Source organism: bacterium, assembly GCA_021372775.1.
GTDB lineage: Bacteria > Acidobacteriota > Polarisedimenticolia > J045 > J045 > JAJFTU01.
In genome coordinates, this window is the sequence record JAJFTU010000212.1 from 1 (window position 1) to 19,723 (window position 19,723).

A 19,723-nucleotide genomic window follows, 5' to 3' on the forward strand; every position below is an offset into this window, starting at 1 on the left:
CGCTCTCGCGGCGCGGCGTCCCCGCCCTCGCCGTCGCGGCGTTCGTCCTCTGCTGCCTGCTGCGCCTCGCGGGGTGGCTCGCGCCGGGAACCTACCGCGCCCCCGGCTGGACCGGCCTCGGCGTGGACGAGCGGAGCGTGCCGATCGCGGCGGCGGAGTTCGTCGCCGCCCGCCCCGTCCGCGGCAAGATCGTCAACGACTTCCAGAGCGGCGGCGCACTGCTCCGCCGCCTCTACCCGGCGCGGCGCGTCTTCATCGCCGGCAACACCTCCTGCTACCCCGCGTCGTTCCTCGAGACCTACCGCCGCGAGGTGATGGGGGGCGACGGCGATCCGGCCGACCTGACCGCGCGGTACGACGCGGACGTCGTCGTTCTCGCGCACGCGGCGATGGAGACCCCGAAGCTCGCCGCGCGCCTCGCCCGCAGTCCGGCGTGGCGCCTCGCGCATCTCGACGCCGCGGCCGCGGTCTTCGTCCGCGCCGCCGACGGCGACGCGCCGCTCGACCTCGACGCCGCGGCCGGCCGCCTGACCGCCGAAGCGCGCGTCTCCGAGCCGTGGCCGGCCTGGCTCGGCGGCCGTCGCTCCCCCTTCCCGGCGCTCAACGCCGGCCTCTTCCTGCGCGCCGCCGGCCGTCCCGACCTCGCCCTCCGCCTCGGGGAGAAGCTCTGGTCCGAGGCCCCGGACGTCGAGACGGCGACCTTCTGCGCCGGCGCGGCGGAGGAGGCGGGACGCCTGCCCGAGGCGGTCGAGAAGCTCGAATGGGCGCGCCGCGAGCGTCCCGCCGACGACGCCGTCCGCACCTGGCTCGCCCGCGCCCTCTTCGCCCGCGCCGCCGCGCGCCTCGCCGAGCCGGCCGCGGCCGGCCCGGACCTCGAGCGCTGCCTCGCGCTGAGCCCCGGCGAGCCGGGCGCCCAGCTCCTGCTCGCGCTGGTGCGGGCCACCGAAGGGCGCGCGGACGAAGCGCGCCGTCTGGCCGCCGAGGCGTGGCCGCGCGCCCCCGCGCCGCTGCGCGACTTCGCGCGCCGCGATCCCCGCCTCGCCCCCGTCCTCCCGCGTTGACGCGCCGCCGCGCGCCGGACGCGTCCGGCGCCGCGGGCGGGACGCGCCGGCCTTTTCCGGCGGCGCGGCCGTTGATCCGCCCCGCGCCCCGCACCTAAAATCGCCGCGCGCTTGGGGCGCAGGGAGACAAGGATGGCGCTGATCGAGTTCACGAAGAACCACACCGATCATTCGACCGACAAAGGCTACCAGTTCGAGTTCTTCTGCGATCGCTGCGGCTCCGGCTACCGTTCGGAGTTCCGCGCTTCGGTCACCGGCATGGCGGGGAGCGTGCTCCGCGCCGCCGGGAACCTCTTCGGCGGCATCCTCGGCTCGGCCGGCGGCGGCGCCTACGAGATCGAGCGCGCGGTGCAGGGCCCGGGGCGCGACAAGGCGTTCCGCGAGGCGATCGAGGAGGCGAAGCCGCACTTCCGCAAGTGCCCGAAGTGCTCGCAGTGGGCCTGCCTCGCCACCTGCTGGAACGAGAAGCGCGGCCTCTGCCACGACTGCGCGCCGAACCTCGAGACGGAGATCGCCGCGGCGCAGGCGACGGCGACGGTCGAACAGGCGAAGAAGAAGATCGAGGAACAGGACCTGACCAAGGGGATCGACCTCGAGACCGAGACGACCGCCCTCTGCCCGCACTGCGGCGCGCGCAGCCAAGGGGGGAAGTTCTGCGGCGAGTGCGGCAAGCCGATGCGGGCCAAGGCGACCTGCGGCCGCTGCGGCACGGAAGCCGAAGCGGGAACGAAGTTCTGCCCGGAGTGCGGGGCCAAGCTCGGGTGACGATCGGCGCGGGCGCCCGGCGTCGGGCGCCCGCCGAATTGCGGGGACCGCCGCGCGCAAGGGGGCGCCGGCGCGAAAGGGGCGAGCGTGGACGCAGGGGGCCGGTTCTCCTTCACGGATCTGCAGGGACGCGCCCTGCGCGATGGCGCCTGCCGCGTCGAGCTGACGGCCGAGCGGCTCGTCGTCCTGCCCGACGGCGGCGCGCCGTTCTCGTGCGACCTCGGCGAGATCGACGACTTCCAGCTGACCGACTACGACCTGCGGCTCGGCCTGCTCGGCGGCTGGCGGTTCGTCTTCGGCCAGATGGGGCGCGCGCTCCCCGGCTTCGCCCTCGCGCTGCGCAACCAGTGGCGCGACCGTCTGGCCCGTTGCCTGCTCGTCGAAGAGGAGAAGGAACTGGGCCGCTTCGACGTCGTCGTGCGGCGCGACGGCGAAGGGGCGCTGGCCGAGGGGCAGGCGCAGATCCGCGTCTACGCCTCGCACCTCGCCGTCCTGCCCCCCGGGCCCGGCGCGTTCGTCGTGCCGCTCGCCGGGCTCCGCGCGCTCCGCTTCGACGACGCCTCGTACGCCGTCGAGCTCGAGGACGCGCGCGGCCGGACGACGATCAGCCACATGGCGCGCGAGACCGCCAACGTGCGGCGCCTGCTGCGCGAGGCGACGGAGGACCGCGCGCGCCTCGGCGCGCACGTGGTCGAGATGCTCTTCCCCTTCCTCGACCCGCCGACGATCGCCAAGGTCGCCGCCGCCGTGCCGGAAACGCGCCTCGCCGCGCTGCAGGACCTGGCGCGGATCGACCCGCGGCTGCCGACGGCGCTCAGCGACCGCGCGGTGAGCCCGGAGCGGAAGGCGTACTACGGCGCGCTCGCCGTGCAGGCGACCGGCCGGACCTTCGCCAGCTACAAGTTCGTGCCGGCGGCCGATCTCGAGGACGACGGCGGCGCGGCCGAGGCGGCGGAGGACGAGCCGACCGGCTCGGTCGCCGAATGGGATCCGGGCTACGAGACGACGCGTCCGGCGACGAGGGACGAAGCGGTCCTCGCGCCGCTCTTCTCGTTCTTCTTCCCGCTCGTCTCGCCGGGGCGCGGCCTCACGCTGGCCTGGGAGGCGACGAGCGCCTCGGCCCGCGCGACCTACCTCTTCGCCGCCGACCCGGCCGACCGCGACGTTCCCGAAGCCGCGGCCGAGCGGCTCAACGCCGCGCTGGCGCGGATCGGCTACCGCCGCGAGCCGATCTACGTTTCGGACGAGCAGTTGGAGCGGGATCCGCGCTTCGCCCACTACGCGGTGGGGATCAAGCGGGCGCCGGAGCTCGCCTGGCTGCGGGCCCGCTTCGTCGGACGCGCGGTGCACACGACGACCGACGTCTGGGGCGCCCAGATGCAGCGCCTGCTCGGCTGAAGGCCCGCCAGGTCACGAGACGACGAAGCGCCACTCCGCGGAGGGGCGCTTCCCTTTTCCGCGGCCCTCAGACGAGGCTTGCGCGGATCGCCGCGGCCAGTCCGGCGGGATTCTCCCAAGCCATCGCGTGGCCGCAGTCGGGGACGACCCGCACCGCGACGCCGAGTTCCTTCAGCCGCTCCGCGTCCGGATCGGGAAGGGACCGGGCGCCGAAGATCACGGTTCGCGGCATCCGCAGGCCGACGAGGAGTTCCCGCCACGTCGGGTCGCTCCCCTCGACCAACGACACGGCCGCGCGGTGCATCGCCCGCGGGAAGGAGCGTTCGAGGCAGGCCGCCCAGACGCGGTCGCCGGCCCGCGCGGCCTCCTGCGCGATCCGCCGCTGCCCCCGCTCCGCGTACTCCTCTTCGCCGTACCGGGCGATGGCCCGGCTGCACGTTCCGCCGCCGGGCTCGAGATTCGGTTCCGAAAGCACCAGCCGCCGCACCCGGTCCCCCGGCAGCGCCGCCAGCGCGATCGCCGCCGCCCCGCCCATGCTGTGGCCGTAGACGTCCACCGACGTCAACGACAGCGCGTCGATCAGCGCGCGCAGCGTGTCCGCGTGCGCGTCCACGGTGTAGGGGAAGTCGGGCGGCCGGTCGCTGAACCCCGATCCGAGCAGATCGACGAGCAGACGCCGGCGGTCGGCGAGAGCCGGACTCGCGGCCACGGCGGGGTAGTCGTACGAACCCGCGCAGCCGAGGCCGTGCACGAAGAGCAGCGGAACCCCCGCCCCGTCCAAGTCGTGGAACCGCAGCCGGCAGTCCCGCCCCTCCAACTCCACCGCCCTCACGCCGTTCCTCCCCACAGTGACGCCGAGATTGTTGCACGAGGCACGGGAATCAAGATCCGTAGGCATTCAGGCGTCCGCTCCGCCCGTCGCCGCCTGCCGCCGGGGAGGAGACTCCCGGCGGCGGGAAGAGGCGGGCGCTCTGGACGCCCGAATCGCGGCGAGATGACGCGGATCGCGATCCCGCCGCGGCCGCCGCCCGCCGCGGGACGCCGGTCCGGCCGCCCGCGGGGGCAGCAACAATCTCGGCGTCACTGTGCTCGGCGTCACTGTGCTCGGCGGTCACGGTGCTCGGCGATCACGGTGCTCGGCGGTCACTGGGCGTGGCAGTGACTGCAGTTCTCTCTGATTTCCTTGCCGTGGCAGGAGCCGCAGTGGCGTTGGTCGTGCGCCGTCTCGCCGAGCGCGGAACCTCGTCCCGGCCCCGCCGCGGCGGGGAGCAGCCGGAAGGCCCGCTCGCCGTGGCAGGAGCGGCAGTTGGGCGCGCCGTTGTCGACGTGCGAGAGGTGGCGGAACGTGACCGCGCCGGGACCTCCCGCGGCCCGGAAGACGATGTCGGGCGGCGTGCGGAGCGAGGCGAGCGCCGGGGCCAGGTCGGCCGGCTTCTCCTCCGCCGGCGCGGAAGGCCCCGCGCGGCGGGCGCCGAGATAGAAGTGCCCCAGCAGGGCGAGCGAGACGACGAAGACCGCGCCGAAGACGACGCCGGTCGCCCGCAGGCCGCGGGCCCGCGGCCCGAGCGAGACGGTCGGCGGAGGCAGCGGCCGCGGCGCGGCGGAACGGAACTCGGCCTCGGGAGCGTGCAGCACGTCGAAGTAGCGCGAGAAGACGCGGAAGGCGACGAAGCCGGCGGCGGCGATGGCGAAGGAGATCGAGATCTCCTGCCACGACGGGAAGTAGACGAGCCGCGGATACGACTCCATCCCGGTGACGACGGTGTTCATCCGGTTGGCGGCGAACCCCATCACCGCCAGCACCGAGGCGCAGAGCAGTCCCGTGCGCGACTCGCGCACCGGCCGCGCGAGGAGGAGCGCCGCCGGCAGGACGACGCCGAGCAGGAACTCGCCCAGGAAGAGAATCGACGGGTAGTCGAGCGCGAAGGCCCGTTCGAGCGCCCCCCGCTCCATCAGGTCCTGCACGCGCACCGTGCCGTAGAGCGCCAGCACGACGGCGACGACCTTCCCCAGATCGGAGAGCAGGTCGAGCGTCAGCGAGTGGCGGCCGTAGCGGGAGAGCCAGAGCGACTCGAGCACGATCATCGAGACGCCGGCGGCGATGCAGGAGAGGAAGAACAGAAACGGGAGGATCGGCGAGTACCAGAGCGCGTGCAGCCGCCCCGGCACGACGAGGTAGAGCGAGCCGAAAGACGACTGGTGGAGCGTGGAGAGGATCACTCCCGCGACGACGAACGGCAGCGAGACCGCGCGCAGGAAGCGGATCGGCGCCTTGAAGCCGAACCGGGCCAGCGCGACCGGCGCGAACTCGATCGCCAGCACGCAGGAATAGAGCGTCAGGCACCAGGTGATCTCGAACATCACCGAGTGCACGTTCCAGAGGATCAGCGGGTGGTAGAAGCGGTCGAAGCGGCCGAGGTCCACGACGAGCACGGCGGCGACGAGCAGGTAGCCGACGAACGCCGTGAGCACCGCCGGCTTCACGATCGGCTCGAAGCGGTGGATGTTCCCGACGTGGACCGCGGCGACGATCGTGAACCCCGCCGCGGCGAGGCCGATCCCGAGGAAGTCGAAGCCGATCCAGAACCCCCACGGAAAGAGGTCGGTGAGGTGGGTCGTGCGCCCGAGGCCGAGGAAGAACCGCTGCGCGGCCGCCGCCGCGCCGACGAGCAGGATCAGCGCCGTCACGACCTTCCAGACCGTGACCGGGAGAACCAGTTCGCGGAGGACTTCCTTGAGCGTCGGGGGGGCGTCGGCGCGCCGGACGGAGGCGGTCATCGGTCGTCCTCCGTCTCCCGCCCTTCGGCCGCGGCGACGTCCTCGCGGCGCCGCGTGATCCAATGGATCCCGCCGAGCACCACCCCCGCGGCGACGACGAACTTCGGCACCTGCGACATCACCCGCCAGCTGAGCGCGGGGAGCGGCGTCGTCGGCAGGTCGGTCCGGTAGCCGAGGCGGTCGAACGCCACGCCGGCGAGGAGCAGGACCGACGTCCCGCCGACCTCCTTCTCGCCGTACACGTGGTCCACGTAGCGTCCCGGCTCCTTCTTGATCCGCGCCCGCGCCTCGTCGAGGAGATCCGCGCGGCGGCCGAACGTCGTCGCGCCGGTCGGGCAGACCGCCGCGCAGGCGGTCGGCAGGCCGAGCCCGACCCGGTCGGCGCAGAGGTCGCACTTCTTGACCAGCGGGAGCGGCTTCTCCCACTCGTAGCGCGGGACCTCGAACGGGCAGGCCTGCATGCAGTAGCGGCAGCCGATGCACCGCTCGGCGCGGTAGACGACCGGCCCGGACGCCGTCTTCTCGAACGCCCCGACCGGGCAGACCGAGGCGCAGGTCGGCTCGGCGCAGTGCATGCAGAGGCGGCGCACGTAGCGGCCGGCGCGGAGGTTGACCACCGTCAACGTCCGGGAGGAGAGGTCCTCCGTCTCCGGCTCGAACGGCGTCGGCGGCAGGCCGTTCCGTTCCTTGCACGCCTCGCGGCAGGCGCCGCAGCCGATGCAGCGCGTGCCGTCGAAGAGCAGCCCGAAGGCGTGGCCGAGATCGCCGCCCGCTGGACCGGACATGAGTCGCTCCTCAAGGGGCCGTCGGCCGGCGTGGACGCCGGTCGTCAAACCCGGAAGAACTGTCGGTTCGCCATTGCCGGAGTATAAGGCCGAGTTAGCCCTTTCGTCCCGCCCCGCCGCGCCGATTCTCCGCCGCCCGCCCCGTCCCGTCCCGCCGACTGGCGGGCCGGAGCGGATGCGCTATAGTCCGCCGGTTCGAACGCGCGCCGTACCTTTGCCGCGCGCGCGCGGCGTCCCGCCGTCGGGAAGCCGGCTTCCCACAACGAAGCGCGAACCTACTTTTTGCGACGCGGCCGCGCGGCGGCCGCGGGATGGAAGCGACCCCATGATCAGCGACATCAGCCGGATCCGGAACATCGGAATCTCCGCGCACATCGACTCGGGCAAGACGACGCTGACCGAGCGGATCTTGTTCTACACGCGCCGCATCCACGCCATGCACGACGTCAAGGGGAAGGACGGCGTGGGCGCGACGATGGACCACATGGAGCTCGAGCGCGAGCGCGGCATCACGATCACCAGCGCCGCGACCTACGTGACCTGGAAGGACCACTACATCAACATCATCGACACCCCGGGGCACGTCGACTTCACGATCGAGGTCGAGCGGGCGCTGCGGGTGCTCGACGGCGCGGTCCTCGTCCTCTGCGCCGTGGCCGGCGTCCAGTCGCAGTCGATCACCGTGGACCGCCAGATGCGCCGCTACGGCGTGCCGCGCCTGGCCTTCGTCAACAAGTGCGACCGCACCGGCGCCCACCCGGACAAGGTCGTCCGCGACCTGCGCGAGAAGCTCGGGCTGCGGGCGGTGCTGATGCAGCTGCCGATCGGCCTCGAGGCGAAGTTCGAAGGGCTCGTGGACCTCGTCGAGATGAAGGCGATCTACTTCCGCGGCCCGGACGGGAACGACCTCGAGTACGCCGAGATCCCGGCCGACATGAAGGCCCTCGCCGACGAGCGGCGCGCCGACATGCTCGACACGCTGACCCTCTTCTCCGACGAGCTGACCGAGGCGGTCCTCGAGGGGACCGAGACGGTCGAGCAGATCCACGCCGCGATCCGCAAGGGGGTGCTGGCGCTGCAGCTCGTGCCGGTCTTCATCGGCTCGGCCTACAAGAACAAGGGCGTGCAGCCGCTGCTCGACGCCGTGACCCGCTACCTCCCCTCGCCGCTCGACCGGACGGCGGAGGCGATCGCCACCGGCGACGAGGAAAAGAGCGTCCGGCTGACCTCGGACCCCGACAAGCCGACCGTCGCCCTCGCCTTCAAGCTCGACGAGGGGCGCTACGGCCAGCTGACGTTCATCCGCGTCTACGAGGGGAAGCTCGTCAAGGGCGGGACGGTCGTCAACCAGCGGAACGGCCGCAAGGTCAAGCTGGGACGGATCGTCCGGATGCACGCCGACGAGATGCAGGACATCGAGGACGCCGGCGCCGGCGACATCTGCGGCCTGTTCGGCATCGACTGCCACAGCGGCGACACCTTCACCAGCGAGGGCGTCGACCTGACGATGACCTCGATGCACGTCCCCGACCCGGTGATCTCCCTCTCGCTCAAGCCGGCCGACAACGCCGCGGCGGCGAAGGTCGGCAAGGCCCTCTCCCGCTTCACCAAGGAAGACCCGACCTTCCGCGTCCGGGTGGACGAGGAGTCGGGCGAGACGGTCATCTCCGGCATGGGCGAGCTCCACCTCGACGTCTACGTCGAGCGGATGCGCCGCGAGTACGGCGCCGAGGTCACGACCGGCGCGCCGCAGGTGGCGTACCGCGAGGCGATCTCCCGCCGGGCCGAGTTCAACTACCTGCACAAGAAGCAGACCGGCGGTTCCGGCCAGTACGCCCGCGTCGCCGGCTACCTCGAGCCGCTCCAAGGGGCGGACTACGAGTTCGTGGACGACATCAAGGGCGGCCTGATCCCCTCCGAGTACATCCCCTCCTGCGACAAGGGGTTCCGCTCGGCGCTGGCCAAGGGCGCGATGATCGGCTTCCCGATCGTCGGGATCCGCGTCGTGATCAACGACGGCGCCGCCCACGCGGTCGACTCCTCGGACATGGCCTTCCAGGCGGCCGCCCGCAAGGCGTTCCGCGAGGCCTACCGCCGCGCCGGCCCGCAGATCCTCGAGCCGCTGATGAAGGTCTCCGTCGAGGGCCCCGGCGAATTCCAGGGGACGATCTACCGCTCGCTGATGCAGCGCCGCGGTACGATCATCGGCTCGATGGAAGACGAGGGGTTCGCCCGCATCGACGCCGAGGTGCCGCTCTCCGAAATGTTCGGCTACTCCACCGACCTGCGCTCGGCCACCCAGGGGAAGGCCGAGTTCACGATGGAGTTCGCGCGCTACACTCCGGTGCCGCGCGAGGTCTCGGAGAAGCTGCTCACGGAATACAAGGGCGCCGCGGCGGCCGCGGCGGAGGAGGAGTGATGACGGAGCTGATGCTCAAGCTGCGCCGCTCGCCGCGTCTGCTTCTGGAACACGACGGCCATCCGGGCCCCGGTCCGGGGAAGATGGGGCTCGTCATGGCGCGCGCCGGCGCGGGCAAGACCGCGTTCCTCGTCGGCGTCGGCCTCGACGGGCTGCTCGCCGGCCAGCGGGTGCTCCACGTCACCCTGCACCGCACGGTGGAGAAGGTCCGCTCCTGGTACGACGACCTGCTCAAGGAGATCGCCAAGGACGAGAAGGAAGTCCCCTTGGCCGAGCTCCAGTTGGCCGTCGAGCGGCGGCGGCACATCAACACCTTCGTCGGCAACGTCTTCAGCCCGGCGCGCCTCGAGAAGGCGCTCGAGCTGATCGACGCGCACATGGAGTTCCGCCCCGACGTCATCATCCTCGACCGGCTCGAGCTGGAGTCGATGCCGCGCGCGACGGTCGAGGACCTCAAGCGGATCGCGGCCCAGTACGAGGCCGAGCTCTGGCTCTCCTGCCGCGTCCACCGCGACGCGCCGCCGCAGCCGGGCCACCTGCCCTACCCCGCCGACGGGATCGAGGACCTCGTGGACCTCGGGTTCCGCCTGATCCACGACGAAGGGCGGATGCGCCTCTTCGTGCTCAAGGACAAGGAGCACTTCCTCGAGCGGGGGACGAACATCCTCCTCGACCCGAAGAGCATGCTGCTGTTCCCCGAGTGATCCGCCCCCCGCGCAGGGGAGCGCCGAGCCGCGCCGCCGGGAGCCTCCCGCGCGGCGCGGTTTTCTTTTCGGCGCCCGTCCGCCGCGCCGAGGCGGCCGCGCGGCGAACGGCGCGGCCGCCTCGTCCCCCTTGCGCGCCTCCCCCCGCACGCCCGTCCGCGGCGCCCCGTCCGGCGTCGCGGCACGCGCGGAATGTGCGGCGCGGGGCGCCGCGCGAAAAGACGAATCGCCGCGGCGCCCTCCCGACGGCGGGACGGGCGGCTCGGCGCAACGGACCGAGATCGACTCGACGGGCCGAGATCGACTCGGCGGACGGAGGCGGATCGGCTCAGCGCAGCAGACCGCGGCGCAACAGCTCCGCGCGGGCCGCGGCGACGGCGCGCTTGAGGCACTCGTCGTCCGCGCAAGGGAGGGGCAGGCGGCGGCAGGCCTCGACCGCGCGCCGCAGTTCCTCGGCGAAGGCGCGGCAGGCCGGGCAGGCGGCGAGGTGGGACGCCAGCGCCGTCTCCTCCGCGGGGGAGAGTTGGCCGTCGATCGACTCCGACAGCCGCCCGCGGACCTCCTCGCAGGCCCCTTCGCTCATCGCCGTTCCTCCGGCCCCGCCGCGAGCTCGGCGCGCAGCGCCGTGCGCGCGCGGTGGAGCCGCACCTTGGCGTTGGCTTCCGTGATGCCGAGCACGTCGGCGACCTCGGCGGTCCTCAGCCCTTCGAAGTCGCGGAGCAAAACTATGATGCGGTGGTCGGGCGAGAGGTTGCGGAGCGCCGCCTCGACCCGCGCCCGCTCCTCGGCGGCGATCGCCGCCCCCTCGGGGGACGCCGCCCGCGGATCGGCGAACTCCACCGGCGCGTCGCTCCCCGGCGGGCGCAGATCTTCGATCCCGATCGAGCGCGCCGGATCCCGCGGCCCGCGCCGGCTCATCAGGCACTCGTTGGCCACCACCCGCCAGAGCCATGTCTTGAGCGCGCCGGGGTTTTCCAGCCCGCGGAGCTGCGTGAAGACCTTGACCAGCGTCTCCTGGAAGACGTCCTCGGCGTCCTCGCGCCGTCCGCACGACCGCATCCCGAAGGCGAGGATCATCGGGCCGAACCGCTCGACGAACTGGTCGAACGCCGCGGCGTCGCCGCGCCGCACCGCCTCGAGAAAAGCCGCGTCGTCCCGGCTCTCGTCCGCCACCGCCGACCTCCGGCCCCGCGCCGCCGAACCGCGGCGGGTCCCGCATGATAACCTTGCGTCCGACCCCGGATCGACCGGGATGCATCGGTTCCACGACTCGATGGAGGCCCCGATGATCGAAAAGATCCGCACGCTTCTCGGCGCCGACGCGCCGCTCCTCGACCACGTCTGCCGCACGATTTCGAAGGAGCGGCTGCACCTCCCCGGCCCGGACTACGTCGACCGCATCCTCGCCGCGACCGACCGCAGCCCGAACGTGCTCCGCAACTACCAGCTGCTGCTGAACACCGGGCGCCTCGCCCGCACCGGCTACGTCTCCATCCTGCCCGTGGACCAGGGGATCGAGCACTCCGCCGGCGCCTCGTTCGCGCCGAACCCGGACTACTTCGATCCGGAGAACATCGTCAAGCTGGCGCTCGAGGGGGGCTGCAACGCCGTGGCCTCGACGCTCGGCGTGCTCGGGGCGGTGTCGCGCAAGTACGCGCACAAGATCCCGATGATGCTCAAGCTCAACCACAACGAGCTGCTGACCTACCCCAACAAGTTCGACCAGGTCCCCTTCGCCGACGTGCGCCAGGCGTTCGACATGGGCGCCGTCGCCGTCGGCGCGACGATCTACTGGGGCTCGGACGGCGCGACGCGCCAGCTGCAGGAGGTCTCGGAAGCCTTCCAGGCGGCGCACGAGCTGGGGATGGTCACCGTGCTCTGGTGCTACCTGCGCAACCCGGCGTTCAAGAAGGACAAGGACTACCACGTCAGCGCCGACCTCACCGGGCAGGCGAACCACCTCGGCGTGACGCTGCAGGCCGACGTCATCAAGCAGAAGCTCCCCGAGAACAACGGCGGCTACCTCGCGCTCAAGGCCGAGGGGTACGGCAAGACGAACAAGAAGGTCTACGACGAGCTGACCACCGACAACCCGATCGACCTCTGCCGCTACCAGGTGGCCAACTGCTACATGGGGCGGATCGGCCTGATCAACAGCGGCGGCGCCTCCTCGGGCGCGGCCGACCTCGCCGAGGCGGTCAAGACCGCGGTGATCAACAAGCGCGCCGGCGGGATGGGGCTGATCTCCGGGCGCAAGGCGTTCCAGCGGCCGATGGCCGAGGGCGTCGCGCTGCTCAACGCGATCCAGGACGTCTACCTCTGCCGCGACGTGACCGTCGCCTGAACCATTCCGCGGCCGGGCCCGCCCCGCGCGGGCCCGGCGCGCCGCTGGTGTCCCGATGGGCTCGCTGAAGGACGAACTGCTCAAGAAAGGGCTCGCCGACGACAAGCGGGCGCGGCAACTCGCGCACGACGAGAAGGCGCGCCGCAACAAGCTCGGCAAGGACGCGGTGGACGAAGAACGTCGCCGCGCCGAGGAAGAGCGTCTGGCCAAGGAGCGGGGACGCCGCGAGACCGACCGGGCGCGCGAGGCGGAGCGGACCAAGGAGCAGGCGGCGAAGACGGCGCGCGCGGCGCTGGTCCAGATGATCAAGGACCGCGCCGTGACGAGCGGGATCCGCGGGCCGCGGCGCTGGCACTTCGTGACCCGGGACCGCAAGGCGCCGTTCCTCGAGGTTTCCGACGAGGCCGGCAAGCAGCTCGAGGCGGGGCGGCTGGCGATCTGCGAGATCCCCGGCTCCGACCCGGAGCAGTTCGTCGTCGTGCCCGGCGAGACCGCGCTCCGCGTCGCCGAGACCGCGCCGGAGTACGTCCGCTTCCACAACCAAGGCGGCCCGCCGCGCCCCTGATCGGCGCCGCGCCTGCGCCGCGTCCCTTATGCGGCGCCGCGCGCGCGCCCCGTCCCCGATCGGCGCCGCGCGTGCGCCGCGTCCGTCAGAGACGCTCGGCCAAGGCGAGCAGTTCCTCCCCCGCGCGGCGCACCGCCGCGAACAGCCCCTCGATCTCGTCCGCCGCCCGCGCCTGCTCGTCGATCAACCGTCCCGAGTGCTCCGCCCCCTTGAGCACCATCTCGAACGCCTTCTGGAACTTCGCCAGCATCTCGCCGATCTCCGCGGCCGACTGGTTGCTCTCCTCGGCGAGGCGGCGCACGCCGTCGGCGACGACGGCGAACCCTCGGCCTTGATCCCCCGCCCGCGCCGCCTCGACCGCGGCGTTGAGGCCGAGCATCCGCGTCTGCGCGGCGACCTTGCGGATCAGGTCGAGCGCCTGCGCGATCCCCTTCACCTGCTCCGCGGAGTTGGCCGAAACGGCGACCTGCCCTTCCGCCGCCGCGGCGAGCTGCTTGAACGCGGAGGAGACGCCGGCGACCGCCGTCGCGGCGGCGCGCACCGCCGCCCCGAGCTCCCGCGCGCAGCGCTGGATCGACTCCCGCAGCGTCGTGTCCCGCGCCCGGTCGCGCAGGCGGATCACGACCAGTTCCGAGGCGATCCGCGCCACCGGCTCGACCGTCGCCAGCGGCCCGGAGATGCCGAACGTGCCGATCTTCCGCCCGCCGTCCTTCACGGCGATCGAGAAGCCCTCCTTCATCTTGCCGCCGGACGCCGCCGCTTCGGCCGCCGTCACGCCGTAGGTGTCGGCGGCGCCGCCGAGGATCGCCCGCGCCCCGCCGTGGACGACGCCGAAGCGGTTGCGCGCCGAGTCGGCGACGATCGCGCCGGTCTGGTCGCAGATGATGGCGTGGAAGCGGGTGACTTGGTGGATGAAGTCCACGACCCCTTGGGCGGTCTCGCGGTCGAGCTCCACGGCGGCCCCCTTTCGCGGCGCGGGAGCGATGCGGCGCGTCGCGGCCCGAAGATAGCGGCGCCCGCACGCCGGATCAACGGGGCCGCGGCGGCGACCTAGGTTCCGGGCGCGCTCGGCTACCGGCGATCGCCTCGGCCCCGCGCGGCGGCGAGCGCGGCCTGCCCGAGCGCCACGCCGCCGTCGTTCGGCGCGACCTCGTGGTTCGCCCAGACGGCGAGCCCCGCGTCGGCGAGCCGGCGCGCGGCGAACCGCAGCAGCAGGACGTTCTGGAAGACGCCCCCGGAGAGGACCGCCGTCCGCGCGTCGAAGCGCGCCGCGAGGTCGATCGCCGCCGCGGCGAGCCCCGCCGCCAGCGCCTCGTGGAAGGAGCGCGCGACGTCCTCGGCCGCCGCGCCGCGGACGCGCGCCGCGGCGAGCGCCGCGAGAAGCGGGCGCGGATCGAGTTCCCGGCCGTCCCACGTCGGCGCGGGCGCCGGCGCCTTCGCCGCTTCGCCCCGCTCCGCCTCGTGCTCGAGCCACATCGCCGCCTGCCCCTCGAAGCTCGGCGCGCGGACGAAGCCGCAGAGCGCCGCGGCGGCGTCGAACAGCCGGCCGACCGACGACGTGCGGTGGACCCGCACGCCCCGTCGGGCCAGTTCGAGCGCGGCGAAGAAGCGCGGCGGGAACGAGAACGGCGGCGCGGCCCAGTCCGCGTCGAGGCCCGCCCACGCGACGTAGCCGGCGAGCGCCTGCGGCGGATAGAGCGCCGCGGCGTCGCCGCCGGGGAGCGTGCAGGCCGCGAGCGCGCCGACCCGCTCGAGCCCCGCGGCGAGCCCGCCGACGAAGAACTCGCCCCCCCAGACCGTGCCGTCGTCGCCCCAGCCCGTGCCGTCCCAGGCGACGCCGACGACCCGTTCCTCCCACGCCGCGCGCTCGGCGAGAACGGAGGCGACGTGCGCGCGATGGTGCTGCACGGCCACGGCCGAGGCCGCGCCCAGCCGCGCCGCGAACGCGCGCCCGGCGCACTCCGGATGCGCGTCGTGCACGACGACGAGCCGCGCGCGGTCCACCTCGTACATCGCGAGGAAGTCGAGCGCCAGCGCCTCGAACGCCTCGCGCGCGGCGAGCTGGTCGAGGTCGCCGACGTGCGGCCCGACGAACGCCTGGCCGTCCACGACCAGCGCGAGGCTGTTCTTGAGTTCGGAACCGAGGGCGAGGATCGCCCCGTCGCGCGGCCAGCCGTCGCCGACCGCCGCCGGCGCGAACCCGCGCGAGCGGCGCGTCGTCTGCGGGCCGAGCGGCCCCTGCCGCACGACCGAGTCGTCCACGCGGCGCGCGATCGGCCGCCCGCCGACGAGCAGCGCGTCGGCGATCCCGGCGAGATCGGCGCGCGCCGCGTCGTCGTCGAAGGCGATCGGCTCCGAGGAGCGGTTGCCGGAAGTCATCACGAGGGCGCGCGGCGCGCCGGCGGCGAAGAGCAGTTCGTGGATCGGCGCGTACGGCAGCATCACGCCCAGTTCGTCGCAGTCCGGCGCGACGCCGCGCAGCTCGACCCGCGCGGGGGCAAGCACGATCGGCCGCGCCGCGCCGCGCAGCAGCGCGCGCGAGGCGCCGTCGAGCGCGACGAGCCGCGCCGCTTCCTCTTCGTCCGCCGCCATCAGCGCGAACGGCCGTTCCTTGCGCACCTTCCGCTCGCGCAGCCGCTCCACGGCGGCCGCGTCGCGCGCGTCGCAGGCGAGGTGGTAGCCGCCGATCCCTTTCACGCCGACGATCCCGCCCGCGGCGAGCAGCCGCGCCGCGGCGGCGATCGCCGCGCCGTCTCCTTCCACGATCCCCGCGTCCGACTCGAGGACGTAGTGCGGGCCGCAGACGGGACAGGCGACCGGCTGCGCGTGGTGGCGCCGGTCGAGCGGGTCTTCGTACTCGCGGGCGCAGTCGGGGCAGAGCGGGAACGCGGCCATCGTCGTGCGCGGCCGGTCGTACGGCAGCGAGCGGACGATCGAGAAGCGCGGGCCGCAGTCGGTGCAGTTGATGTACGGATAGCCGAAGCGCCGGTCGGCGGGATCGAACAGCTCGCGCCGGCAATTGGCGCAGAGCGGCAGGTCGGGCGAGACGCGCGTCGTCGGCCGCGTCCCCGCCGCGCTGGCGCGGATCTCGAACGAGGCGAAGCCGGCCGCCGCCGCGGGCTCGGTCTCCAGCGAGGCGATCCGCGCCGCGGGAGGCGGCTCGGCGGCGAGGCGCGCGGCGAAGGCGTCGAGCGCCGCCTCGTCCCCTTCGACGTGGATCGCCACGCCGTCCGGTCCGTTGAGCACCCAGCCGGCGAGTTCGAGTTCGCGCGCGAGGCGGTAGACGAAGGGACGAAAGCCGACGCCCTGCACGACCCCGCGCACGGCGAGGCGCAAGGCGCGTCGATCTGCGGACGGAAGCGGCGGCATCGAAGAAAGCGGCGGGACGGCCGAAGCCGCCCCGCCGCGTCGATCGATCCGGACTCAGGCCGGCTGGCCGCCGATGCGGACGACTTCTTCGGCCGTCTTGCGCACCGCGGCGACCGACTTGGCGAGCGCGGCGCGCTCGGCGTCGGTGAGCGGGATCTCGAGGACCTTCTCCACGCCGCCCTTGCCGACGATCGCCGGAACGCCGACGAACAGACCTTCGGCGCCGTACTCGCCGCGGCAGAGCGCGCTGACCGGCAGGACCTTCTTCTTGTCGAAGACGACCGCCTCGGCCATCTCGATCGCGCACCACGCCGGGCTGACGAACGCGGACCCGGAGCCGAGGAGCTTCACGACCTCGCCGCCGGCGGCGCGCGTGCGGGCCTCGATCGCGTCGAGCGTCGCGTCGTCGAGGAAGAACTGCACCGGGATGCCGGCCACGCGGCAGCAGGAGCGGACCGGCACCATGTCGTCGCCGTGGCCGCCGAGGACCAGCGCCTCGACGCTCTCGACCGACACGCCCGACTTCTCGGCCACGAAGAAGCGGTAGCGCGCGGAGTCGAGGACGCCGGCCATGCCGAACAGCTTCCCCGGCGCCGGCTTCAGCACTTGGTTGAGGCGGTAGACGATCGCGTCGAGCGGGTTGGCGATCGAGATGATCGTCGCGTTCGGGCAGTTGGCCTTGATGCCCGCCGCCACGGCGTCGGTGATCTTGAGGTTCGTCTGCAGCAGCTCTTCGCGGGTCGGGAGCGTGCCGTCCGGCTTCGGGCGGCGCGGCACGCCGGCGGTGTTGATCACCAGCTGCGCGCCGGCGAGGACGTCGTAGCTCTTGCCGGCCTCGAAGCGGCCGTCGAAATGCAGCACGGGGGCGCCTTCGGCGATGTCGAGGGACTTCCCCTTCGCGACGTCGGGAGGCATGATGTCGACCACGGCGATGGTGCGGGCCAGACGACGGCGGGACGCTTCCTGCGCCAGGACGCCGCCAATGTTGCCGGCGCCGATGATCCCCAGTTTGTCCAGCATTGTTTGTCTCCCATCGCGGCGCGACGCGCCGCGGGTCCAACAACGGGGTGGGTCCGCGTCCGTTTCGCTGCGGCCGCGGAGAATCGAGAATGCGCTCGGCTCCTTGCTGGCGCAAGATACAGCGCCGTGACGAAAGGGGCACAGGAATCGCCGCCGCGCGCCGGATTCGGGCCGTTGGCCGCCGTGTGGCGCGCCGTCGGCGGCGCCGCCGCGGCGCTGGCCCGGCCGACCCTCGCGCTCCTCGAGCGAAGCGGCGATCCGCGCGCCGCGGCGCTCGCCGAACGGCTGGCGCTCGACGACCTCGCGGACTCCGTCCCGCGCGGCTGCCTCTGGCTGCACGGCGCCTCGGTCGGCGAGATCCGCGCCCTCAAGCCGCTCGCCGCGGCCCTCGCCGCGGCGCGTCCCGACCTGCCGATCCTCGTCACCGCCACGACCCGCGCCGGACGCGAGCGCGCCGCGGCCGAGCTGCCGGGCCGCGCCCGCCTCGCGCCGCTCGACGCCGTCGCCCCGCTGCGCCGCTTCCTCGACGCCGCCGCGCCGCGGCTGCACGTCGTCGTCGAGACCGAAATCTGGCCGACGCGGCTCGCCCTGCTCGCCGAGCGCGGCGTGCCGGCGGCGATCGTCTCGGCCCGCCTCTCGCCCGAGCGGGCGGCCCGCTACAGCCGTCTGGGCGGCCTCTACGGCCCCTGCCTGCGCAGCCTCGCGCTGCTCGCGCCGGCGAGCGCCGACGACCGCGTTCGCCTGCTCGCCGCGGGCGCCGACGAGGCGCGCCTCGGGCCGGTCGAGAACCTCAAGTGGGACGCCGCGCCCGCGCCTCCGGCGGACGGCGCCAAGTCCGCGCTGGCGGCCGAGCTGGGCGCGGACGCCGCGCGGACCTGGATCGTCCTCGGCAGCGCGCACCCCGGCGAGGCCGCGCCGCTCGTCGCCGCGACGCGGGCCGCGCTCGGCCCCGCGGCCGACGGCGTCGGCTGGCTCGTCGCGCCGCGCCATCCCGACCGCTTCGCCGCGGAGGCGGAGAGCCTCGCCGCGATCCTCGGCCCGCTCTGGCCGGCCTCGCGCGGTCCCGCGCCGGACGGCGCCGCGGCGCTGCTGCTGGACAAGATCGGCCTGCTGCCGCGGATCTATCCGCTCGCCGCCGCCGCGCTGCTCGGCGGAACGTTCGCGCCGGTCGGAGGCCACACGCCGCTCGAGGCGGCGGTCGCCGGCTGCCCGCTCGTCGCCGGCCCGAACGTCCAACACCAGCTCGATCTGCTCGCCCCGCTCGTCGCGGCCGGCGGCGTGAAGCCCGCGGCGTCGTTCGCCGAGGCCGGCGCGCAGTTGGCGCGCTGGGTCGTCGCGCCGGACGAAGCGCGCGCCGCCGGCGCCGCGATCCAAGCCGAGGTCGCACTGCGCCGCGGCGTCGCCGGACGTCTCGCGGCGGTCCTCGCGGAGCTCGCGCGGTGACGTCCGCGCCGCTTCCGCTGCTCGCGGCGCTCGCCCGCCTGCACCAGTGGGGCGCGGCGGCGCGCGGCGCCTTCGCCGCGAAGCGCGCCGAATCGTCCCCGATCCCGGTCGTCTCGATCGGCAACCTCTGCTTCGGCGGCGCGGGAAAGACCCCCGCCGCGGCGTGGATGATCGACCAGCTCGCCGCGCGCGGCCGGCGCCCCGCGCTCCTTTCCCGCGGCTACGGCGGAACGCGCGCGGCCGAGCCGCTGCTCGTCGCGCGCAGCGGCGAGATCCTCGTTCCGGCTTCGGCGTCGGGGGACGAGCCGCAGCTGATCGCGCGCGCGACGAAGGCCCACGTCGTCGTCGTCGCCCGCCGCCGGATCGAGGCGGCGCGCCTCGCGGCGCGCGAGGGCGCCGACGTCGCGGTGCTCGACGACGGCTTCCAGCACCGCGCGCTGCGCCGCGCGCTCGACGTCGTGCTGCTCGACGCGGCCTGGTCGCCGCGCGCCCGCGCCGCCTCCCCCGCCGACCTGCTGCGCGAGGGGCCGCGCGCGCTGCGCCGCGCCGGCGCGATCCTGCTCGCGGACGCGCCGGAGGAACTCGGCGCGGGACACGACGGCCCGCTGCGCGCGGACGAGGTTCCGGCGCCGATCGCCGCGCTCTTCGCCGGCGCCGCGGCGCCGCCGCTCTTCTTCGCCGCGCGCCGCCGACCGACGACGCTGACCCTCGAAGGAGTCTCGGCCGACGACGGACCGGCGACGAACGCGCCGGGCTCGAAGCCGGCGCTCGTCCCCGGCGAAGCGGTCCCCGCGACCGTCCTCGAGGGGAAGCTGATCCTCGCCGTCAGCGGCGTCGCGCGCCCCGAGCGGTTCGCCGCCTCGCTGCGCGCGCTCGGCGCGATCGTCGCCGCGCACGTCGTCGTGCCGGACCACCACGCCTACGACGCCGCCGACGCGGCGACGATCCGCCGCCGCGCCGAGGAGACGAGCGCGGCGCTGGTCGTGACCACGGCCAAGGACGCCGTCCGCTGGCCGGCCGGCGCGCCCGCCCCGGCGGTGCTGCGCGAGGAGTTCCTCGTCCGCGGCGGCGA

Annotated in this window: 16 protein-coding genes and 2 pseudogenes; 9 read left to right on the forward strand and 9 right to left on the reverse strand. The window is 74.0% G+C overall.

The window, feature by feature from the left end:
* The 3 genes from LLG88_07335 to LLG88_07345 all read left to right on the forward strand — a co-directional run.
* On the forward strand, window positions 1-1,061 hold a 1,061-nt coding region (locus LLG88_07335; protein MCE5246719.1), incomplete at its 5' end, for a hypothetical protein.
* A 132-nt stretch (window positions 1,062-1,193) separates the two neighbouring features.
* Window positions 1,194-1,826, forward strand: a complete 633-nt coding sequence (locus LLG88_07340) for a zinc ribbon domain-containing protein (GenBank protein ID MCE5246720.1) — start codon at window positions 1,194-1,196, stop codon at window positions 1,824-1,826.
* A gap of 87 nt (window positions 1,827-1,913) precedes the next feature.
* Window positions 1,914-3,224: a hypothetical protein gene (locus tag LLG88_07345; GenBank protein ID MCE5246721.1), complete on the forward strand. Its 1,311-nt coding sequence runs from the start codon at window positions 1,914-1,916 to the stop codon at window positions 3,222-3,224.
* 67 nt (window positions 3,225-3,291) lie between these two features.
* Here the strand turns inward: LLG88_07345 and LLG88_07350 are convergent, their stop codons facing one another.
* The 3 genes from LLG88_07350 to LLG88_07360 form a co-directional block, all read right to left on the reverse strand.
* A complete protein-coding gene (locus tag LLG88_07350) occupies window positions 3,292-4,056 on the reverse strand; it encodes an alpha/beta hydrolase (protein MCE5246722.1) in 765 nt (254 codons plus the stop codon).
* A 311-nt stretch (window positions 4,057-4,367) separates the two neighbouring features.
* Window positions 4,368-6,002 carry a polysulfide reductase NrfD gene (gene nrfD, locus LLG88_07355; protein MCE5246723.1) on the reverse strand — a complete coding sequence of 545 codons (1,635 nt, stop codon included), beginning with the start codon at window positions 6,000-6,002 and terminating at the stop codon, window positions 4,368-4,370.
* Entirely contained in the window at window positions 5,999-6,787 is a 789-nt protein-coding gene (locus LLG88_07360) for a 4Fe-4S dicluster domain-containing protein (GenBank protein MCE5246724.1), read from the reverse strand. The genes nrfD and LLG88_07360 overlap by 4 nt, the downstream gene beginning before the upstream one ends.
* 325 nt (window positions 6,788-7,112) lie before the next feature.
* Between LLG88_07360 and fusA the strand changes: the two genes are divergently transcribed.
* Window positions 7,113-9,206, forward strand: coding sequence for an elongation factor G (gene fusA, locus LLG88_07365; protein ID MCE5246725.1), 2,094 nt, complete (start codon window positions 7,113-7,115; stop codon window positions 9,204-9,206).
* Window positions 9,206-9,910, forward strand: coding sequence for a hypothetical protein (locus LLG88_07370; protein ID MCE5246726.1), 705 nt, complete (start codon window positions 9,206-9,208; stop codon window positions 9,908-9,910). Before fusA ends, LLG88_07370 begins: the two co-directional genes overlap by 1 nt.
* Before the next feature lie 328 nt (window positions 9,911-10,238).
* Here LLG88_07370 and LLG88_07375 read toward each other — a convergent pair whose 3' ends face one another.
* The gene (locus LLG88_07375; GenBank protein ID MCE5246727.1) at window positions 10,239-10,493 is read right to left on the reverse strand and encodes a zf-HC2 domain-containing protein; all 255 of its coding nucleotides are present in this window, start codon (window positions 10,491-10,493) and stop codon (window positions 10,239-10,241) included.
* The gene (locus tag LLG88_07380) at window positions 10,490-11,083 is read right to left on the reverse strand and encodes a sigma-70 family RNA polymerase sigma factor (protein MCE5246728.1); all 594 of its coding nucleotides are present in this window, start codon (window positions 11,081-11,083) and stop codon (window positions 10,490-10,492) included. The genes LLG88_07375 and LLG88_07380 overlap by 4 nt, the downstream gene beginning before the upstream one ends.
* Window positions 11,084-11,195: 112 nt before the next feature.
* On the opposite strand from LLG88_07380, the gene LLG88_07385 reads away from it, so the two are divergent.
* Entirely contained in the window at window positions 11,196-12,254 is a 1,059-nt protein-coding gene (locus LLG88_07385; GenBank protein ID MCE5246729.1) for a class I fructose-bisphosphate aldolase, read from the forward strand.
* Between the two features lie 55 nt (window positions 12,255-12,309).
* A complete protein-coding gene (locus tag LLG88_07390) occupies window positions 12,310-12,819 on the forward strand; it encodes a DUF2058 domain-containing protein (protein MCE5246730.1) in 510 nt (169 codons plus the stop codon).
* An 85-nt stretch (window positions 12,820-12,904) separates the two neighbouring features.
* Here the strand turns inward: LLG88_07390 and LLG88_07395 are convergent.
* The 4 genes and pseudogenes from LLG88_07395 to LLG88_07410 form a co-directional block, all read right to left on the reverse strand.
* A pseudogene (locus LLG88_07395) lies at window positions 12,905-13,234 on the reverse strand (methyl-accepting chemotaxis protein).
* 159 nt (window positions 13,235-13,393) lie between these two features.
* Window positions 13,394-13,774, reverse strand: a pseudogene (locus tag LLG88_07400) (chemotaxis protein).
* A 116-nt stretch (window positions 13,775-13,890) separates the two neighbouring features.
* Entirely contained in the window at window positions 13,891-16,188 is a 2,298-nt protein-coding gene (gene hypF / locus LLG88_07405) for a carbamoyltransferase HypF (GenBank protein ID MCE5246731.1), read from the reverse strand.
* Between the two features lie 54 nt (window positions 16,189-16,242).
* Window positions 16,243-17,208: a malate dehydrogenase gene (locus LLG88_07410; GenBank protein MCE5246732.1), complete on the reverse strand. Its 966-nt coding sequence runs from the start codon at window positions 17,206-17,208 to the stop codon at window positions 16,243-16,245.
* 126 nt (window positions 17,209-17,334) lie between these two features.
* Here LLG88_07410 and LLG88_07415 point away from each other — a divergent pair, with 126 nt between their 5' ends.
* Window positions 17,335-18,651 carry a hypothetical protein gene (locus tag LLG88_07415; protein ID MCE5246733.1) on the forward strand — a complete coding sequence of 439 codons (1,317 nt, stop codon included), beginning with the start codon at window positions 17,335-17,337 and terminating at the stop codon, window positions 18,649-18,651.
* On the forward strand, window positions 18,648-19,723 hold a 1,076-nt coding region (lpxK, locus tag LLG88_07420; protein MCE5246734.1), incomplete at its 3' end, for a tetraacyldisaccharide 4'-kinase. The genes LLG88_07415 and lpxK, both read left to right, overlap by 4 nt.

What these genes read in the sequence shown, in the direction of transcription:
- LLG88_07340 (MCE5246720.1), top strand. Translation starts at nt 1,194, where the DNA reads ATGGCGCTGATCGAGTTCACGAAGAACCACACCGATCATTCGACCGAC.
- LLG88_07370 (MCE5246726.1), top strand. Translation starts at nt 9,206, where the DNA reads ATGACGGAGCTGATGCTCAAGCTGCGCCGCTCGCCGCGTCTGCTTCTG.
- LLG88_07390 (MCE5246730.1), top strand. Translation starts at nt 12,310, where the DNA reads ATGGGCTCGCTGAAGGACGAACTGCTCAAGAAAGGGCTCGCCGACGAC.
- nrfD (MCE5246723.1), bottom strand. Translation starts at nt 6,002, where the DNA reads ATGACCGCCTCCGTCCGGCGCGCCGACGCCCCCCCGACGCTCAAGGAA.
- hypF (MCE5246731.1), bottom strand. Translation starts at nt 16,188, where the DNA reads ATGCCGCCGCTTCCGTCCGCAGATCGACGCGCCTTGCGCCTCGCCGTG.
- LLG88_07385 (MCE5246729.1), top strand. Translation starts at nt 11,196, where the DNA reads ATGATCGAAAAGATCCGCACGCTTCTCGGCGCCGACGCGCCGCTCCTC.
- fusA (MCE5246725.1), top strand. Translation starts at nt 7,113, where the DNA reads ATGATCAGCGACATCAGCCGGATCCGGAACATCGGAATCTCCGCGCAC.
- LLG88_07360 (MCE5246724.1), bottom strand. Translation starts at nt 6,787, where the DNA reads ATGTCCGGTCCAGCGGGCGGCGATCTCGGCCACGCCTTCGGGCTGCTC.
- LLG88_07410 (MCE5246732.1), bottom strand. Translation starts at nt 17,208, where the DNA reads ATGCTGGACAAACTGGGGATCATCGGCGCCGGCAACATTGGCGGCGTC.
- LLG88_07375 (MCE5246727.1), bottom strand. Translation starts at nt 10,493, where the DNA reads ATGAGCGAAGGGGCCTGCGAGGAGGTCCGCGGGCGGCTGTCGGAGTCG.